Here is a 3,756-nt window from a genome sequence, read left to right on the forward strand (position 1 = left end):
GCGCTGTGCTGCTCGGTTGTGCCATGCTGCTGTGGCTGCTGGTGTTACAGCGCATACCGGTCAGCGTTGCATATCCGATGCTCAGCCTTAATTTTATCTTTATTACGCTTGCTGCCCGGTTTATCTGGCATGAACGAGTTTCCCTGCGACATTGGCTGGGTGTGGTGCTGATTATTGCCGGGATCTCTATCCTCGGAGGTGCCGTGTGATGGGGTACTTCTGGGCAATGATGAGCGTGCTGTTAGTCAGTTTCGCGCAACTCACAATGAAATGGGCGATGGTGACACTGCCTCTGGTGAGCCACCCCGATGAGCTGATGACGGCATTATTGATTTTCAGCCCCGGAGCGGTAGCACTGGTGACTGGGCTGCTGGCTTATGTCTGCTCGATGGCATGCTGGTTTATGGCACTACGCCGCGTGGCACTCAGTAAAGCGTATCCGTTACTCAGTTTAAGCTACGTGCTGGTATGGGCTGCGGCTATCTGGTTACCGTGGCTGCACGAAAAATTCAGTATGGGAAAATTGGTCGGTGTGGGCGTGATTTTCGCCGGCTTATTGTTAGTGTGTCTTCCCGACAGAAAACCCTAAATTTGCAGCTATTGAAAGAATTCTTCAATGGCAATAACGGTTTCGGAAATATGGAAGGTGACATCAAAGGCATTAAGCAAAATTGAACCCCAGACACCGGTCATTAAAAAAAGCAAGGTAAGTGTGATCCAGGTAAACATAGAATTTCAGTCCATTGAAAACGGTTTCCCGTTATAGCAAAACATCGGGGGATCATTCCGTCATGTTTTGTAAAAACATCCTATTATTTCTATAACTGTGCTGAATGTATCGAATGCAGTTGACCGCGCAAAAGTTATAGATAGGGGGGCTCCACAGGATCTTCCCCCTGAAACTTACTGCAGTGACTTTATTGCCCCAATCAGGCGCTTTACGCCTTCTCCGAGCTTAACGCGCGGGCAACCGGCATTCAGGCGTACAAAACCGTTTCCTTCCTCACCGTATGTATATCCCGGCATGATGGCAACTTTTTGCTGCTCAATCAGCGCTTTTTGCAGTGCGTGGTCATCAATGCCCAGTGGACGTAAATCAATCCACGCCAGATACGTGGATTGCGGCGGATGCCAGTTGAGTTGCGCAAACTCATGGTTCAGCGTATCTGCCACATAATGAAGATTACTTTGCAGGTAAGTACGCAGTTCATCCAGCCATCTGGCCCCTTCCTGATAAGCGGCAATATGGGCGACAACTGCAAGGATTGCGGGGGATGACAGCCCATCCTGGCCTTTCAGCACATTCAGATACTGCTGGCGTTCATGAGTGTCGTTAATCAGACCATATGCACCGGTTAATGCCGGGATGTTGAAACTCTTGGAGCCGGAAGTGAACAGCGCCCACTGGCCTTTGCCGACTTCGCACCATGGGGTATGCGAATGGCCTTCCCATACCATATCCATGTGAATTTCATCACTGATAACTCTCACGCCATGTCGCTCGCACAGGGTTGCCATGGTTTCCAGTTCGCTGCGCGTCCAGACCTTCCCGGTTGGGTTTTGCGGGCTGCAGAGCAGCATGATTTTGCATTCTGGTTTAGCCAGTTGCGCTTCCAGTTTCGCTATATCGCACATCCAGCCATCTTCGGTATTATGCAACGGCGCGCTAAAGACCTGGCGTTGATTCCCTTCGATGGTTTTGTAAAACGCATCATAAGCCGGGGTATGGATAAGTACTGCGTCGCCTGGAGCCGACCACTGGCGAATCAGCTGTGAAACCATGTAGATAACCGACGGGCCGTAAACCACCGCTTCTTTATCAATCACGCTGTGAAAACGTGCCTGATACCAATGTGCAATCGCGCCAAGAAATTCGTCATTTTTCCAGCGGCTGTAACCCAAAACACCATGAGACAAGCGCTTTTGTAAGGCGTCGAGAATGACCGGAGCGGTAGGGAAATCCATATCAGAGATAGTAAAGGGCAGGAGATCGGCAGTGCCGAAACGGTCTGCGACATAATCCCACTGGGTACACCAGGTACCATGTCGGTCAACGGGGGTGGAAAAATCGAACATATCACCTCGCATAAATGGGCGCCAGATCGTCCATTGTGATTTATACCCATCGCCCTTCAAGATGCAGGGTTGGTGGCTGCTCTCGTTCACCCGATTGCCGCCTACCTGCATCTTGAAGTCACTTGAGTTTACGCCTGAGCGGTTTGCATCAGATGCGCCATTTCATCTTTTACCGACTGGACCTGCGGCCCAATCACCACTTGCAGATTATGTTGGTTAAGTTGCACCACACCAATGGCGCGCAAGTTTTTTAACGCGGCACTGTCCACCAGTGACATATCTTTCACGGATAAACGCAGACGCGTAATGCAGTTATCCAGTGAGACAATATTGTCGGCACCCCCTAGCGCTGCAAGGATTGCTGGCACGTTATAACCCGATTTACCCACTTGCCCCATAACCGCTTTTTCTACTGCGCTTTCGACATCACGACCCGGAGTTTTGATATTGAAACGGGTAATCGCGAAACGGAAGATGACGTAGTAAACCGTGAACCAAATCGCCGCCACAACCGGCACCAGATACCACTTAGTCGCCAGTCCGTGCAGGATACCAAATACCACGAAATCGATGATGTTCCCGTCAGTATTACCGATAGTGACACCCAACACCGCCATTACGGTAAAGCCAAGACCGGTCAGCAGAGCATGGATGAGATACAGAACTGGCGCCACGAACAGGAACAGGAATTCCAGTGGTTCAGTGGTACCGCCAATAACGCATGCAATCACACCAGAAATCAGCAGGCCTTTAATTTTGTGACGATTTTCAGGGCGGGCACAGTGGTACATTGCCAATGCAGCACCCGGCAAGCCGCCAAGGAACGCCGGCATTTTTCCTTGTGACAGGAAGCGAGTCGCGCTTTGTGCAAAACCGTGAGATGTCGGGCAGCTCAATTGAGCCTGGAAGATGGTTAGTGCACCACTGACGCTGTTTCCGCAAACGTCCAGAGTCCCGCCCGCTTCAGTAAAGCGAATCAGAGCCACCAGAATGTGATGCAAACCAAACGGCAATAATAAACGCTCGCCGGTGCCGAAGATCATCGGCCCAAACATGCCAGCACTGTTGATCATATTGCCCAGCGCGTTAATGCCTGCAGCAAACATCGGCCAAATAAGAGGAATAACCAGGCCTACCAAACCCATCACGACAGTCGTGATGATGGGCACAAAGCGAGTGCCACCAAAGAACGCCAGTGCGTCCGGCAGGCGGACATTGTGGAAACGTTCATGTAGCAGGAAAACAATCACCCCGACAATCACCGCACCCAAAATACCGGTGTCGATGGACTGAATGCCGAGGATATTTTGAACGTTGTTTGCCTTAAGGATTGCGGTGTCTGTCGTAGGCAGAATACCTTTTGCGGTAAGCCAGAAGTTCACCGCCAGGTTCATTACGGCATAACCGACAAAACCGGCAAATGCAGCGACACCTTTGTTTTCACGCGCCAGCCCTAAAGGAATGGCGATACAGAACATAATTGGCAAGAAGCTAAAGGCAAACGAGCCCACTTTCCCCATCCAGGTAAAGATGAGTTGTAAAACGGGATTCCCTAATATCGGTAATAGCGTCACCACATCGTGGCTGCTTAGCGAACTGCCGATACCGAGCATAATGCCGCAGAACGACAGCAATGCCACTGGCAACATAAAGGTTTTGCCAAGGTTTTGAAAAAACTCC

At 50.6% G+C, this 3,756-nt stretch carries 5 protein-coding genes; 2 read left to right on the forward strand and 3 right to left on the reverse strand.

Annotated elements, in window-relative coordinates; translation table 11 throughout:
- Both arnE and arnF read left to right on the forward strand, forming a co-directional pair.
- Positions 1-209, forward strand: a 209-nt coding sequence (gene arnE, locus VJY99_RS03420) for a 4-amino-4-deoxy-L-arabinose-phosphoundecaprenol flippase subunit ArnE (protein ID WP_324116351.1), incomplete at its 5' end; no start/stop codon positions are given.
- Entirely contained in the window at positions 209-589 is a 381-nt protein-coding gene (arnF, locus tag VJY99_RS03425) for a 4-amino-4-deoxy-L-arabinose-phosphoundecaprenol flippase subunit ArnF (protein ID WP_324116353.1), read from the forward strand. The genes arnE and arnF, both read left to right, overlap by 1 nt.
- 8 nt (positions 590-597) lie before the next feature.
- On the opposite strand, the gene VJY99_RS03430 is transcribed toward arnF, so the two are convergent.
- The 3 genes from VJY99_RS03430 to malX all read right to left on the reverse strand — a co-directional run.
- A complete protein-coding gene (locus VJY99_RS03430; RefSeq protein WP_324116356.1) occupies positions 598-729 on the reverse strand; it encodes a hypothetical protein in 132 nt (43 codons plus the stop codon).
- A 174-nt stretch (positions 730-903) separates the two neighbouring features.
- Positions 904-2,076: a MalY/PatB family protein gene (locus VJY99_RS03435; RefSeq protein ID WP_324116360.1), complete on the reverse strand. Its 1,173-nt coding sequence runs from the start codon at positions 2,074-2,076 to the stop codon at positions 904-906.
- 128 nt (positions 2,077-2,204) lie between these two features.
- Positions 2,205-3,756: maltose/glucose-specific PTS transporter subunit IIBC (malX, locus tag VJY99_RS03440; RefSeq protein ID WP_324116358.1), on the reverse strand; the 1,552-nt coding region annotated here is incomplete at its 5' end.

It is taken from the genome of Buttiauxella sp., assembly GCF_035271705.1.
Taxonomy (GTDB): domain Bacteria; phylum Pseudomonadota; class Gammaproteobacteria; order Enterobacterales; family Enterobacteriaceae; genus Buttiauxella.